Raw genomic sequence first — 1,566 nt, forward strand, 5'->3', positions numbered from 1 at the left:
CAAATACACGACAGCGTCCAGGACCTACCGCCCCTCCGGCCCCGACCCCTCCTGTCACTTCCCCGGTCCACCGCCGGTGGACCGGGGAAGCCCTCGTACGGGGTTACCGGAGCGGGCGGGGCCGCCGGACCGGGTCGGCCGTACGCGCCGGGCTGACCGGGCCCGTACGGCCCGGCGGGCCGTACGGGCCCGGCGGGGGCTGGGCTGGCTGGGCGGAACGCTCGTACGGCACGGGTTGCGTGGCACGGCTGTACCGCACGGCCATACCGCGCGCCCCGCGGTGCCGGACGGACTACGCGCAACCCGGGCAAGCCACCCCACGCCCCAGCCCCGGACTCGAACACACACCCGGTACGCGGCTACGCTGCGCGGCCATGACTGACACCGTGCAGGACCTGGTGGCCGGAGCAGCGGCCTTGATCGTCGGCCTGGCTCTCGGCTGGGCCGTGCATATCGCCGTGGTGCGCCGCAAACTCCGCCGGGAGCAGGCCTTCTTCGGACTGCCGCAGGGGGCGGAGTGCGTTCTGGTCACCCACCGGGACAGCACCTCCGCGCAGTGGAGCATCCCGCGGCACGACGCCCTCGCGCTGCTCGGCCTCGCGGCCGTGGTGGAGAACTGCGGCGCGCACGCCGAGGTGGCCCCGCACGACACCGGCCTCCAGGGCTTTGGAGCCCGTACCGAGTTCTGCGTCGGCGACCCGACCGCGCACCGCCGGCTCGCCTCGCACCTGGCGAATCTGCTGCCCGGCGTCACCGTGCACGCCAACAGCGAGAACCCGGTGGAGCGCGGCACCTTCACCATCGGCGGCACCGCGTACAGGGTGGAGCCCGGGGCCGCCGAGTACGTACTGCTCGCCCGGCTCACCGCGGGCGAGGGCGACCGCCCGGTCTTCCTGGCCGCCGGCCAGCGCCCGGTGACTCACCGGGCCGCCGTCCGGCACCTGGTCCGCAACCGCGCCCGGCTGGCCCGGAAGCATGGCGCGGACGGCACGTTCTGCCTGCTCCTGAAGGTGGTCAACTCACAGGCGTACGGGCCGGATGTGGTCGAACTCGTCGCCGATGTCACCCGCGCGGCGAGCACCCCGGCCCCGGCCGAGCCAAAGGGGCATCGCGCGGCATAGCGCGCGCTGAAGGGTAACCACGCGGCGTAGCCCTGCGCCGGCACGCCGGACCAACATCCGCCACCGCCGGGCGGCTGGGCGGCCGGGCCGCCGTTGGGTTGGCGCGGGTGCGGTCCCACGCGGCACGGGTACCGCCCGTGTGGGGCGGCACAGGCACCGCCCCACACGGCCCGGCCAACACACGCCCGCCCACCCGGGTTTGCGCGTGGTCCGTCCAGGCTGGGGACGCGCGGTACGGCCGTGCACGCCGCCCGTCTGGCCCGCCCAACCCATCTGCCCCGCCCCGTCCGGCCCGCCCAGCCGAGCCCGGCGCGTACAGCCCACCCAGCCCCGTACGGCCCGGCAGCCCCGCCTGCTCCGGCAGCCCCGTACGAGGGCTTCCCCGGTCCACCGGCGGTGGACCGGGGAAGTGACAGGAGGGGTCGGGGCCGGAGGGGCGGTAGGT

General features: G+C 75.7%; 1 protein-coding gene. It reads left to right on the plus strand.

Translation table 11 applies throughout. From position 1 onward, the window contains the following. Positions 1–374: 374 nt before the first annotated feature. Positions 375–1,121: a hypothetical protein gene (locus QMK28_RS33905; protein ID WP_326443539.1), complete on the plus strand. Its 747-nt coding sequence runs from the start codon at positions 375–377 to the stop codon at positions 1,119–1,121. Positions 1,122–1,566: the final 445 nt, after the last annotated feature.

The organism is Streptomyces sp. H27-D2 (genome assembly GCF_035828615.1).
Lineage (GTDB): Bacteria > Actinomycetota > Actinomycetes > Streptomycetales > Streptomycetaceae > Streptomyces.

What these genes read in the sequence shown, in the direction of transcription:
- QMK28_RS33905 (WP_326443539.1), top strand. Translation starts at nt 375, where the DNA reads ATGACTGACACCGTGCAGGACCTGGTGGCCGGAGCAGCGGCCTTGATC.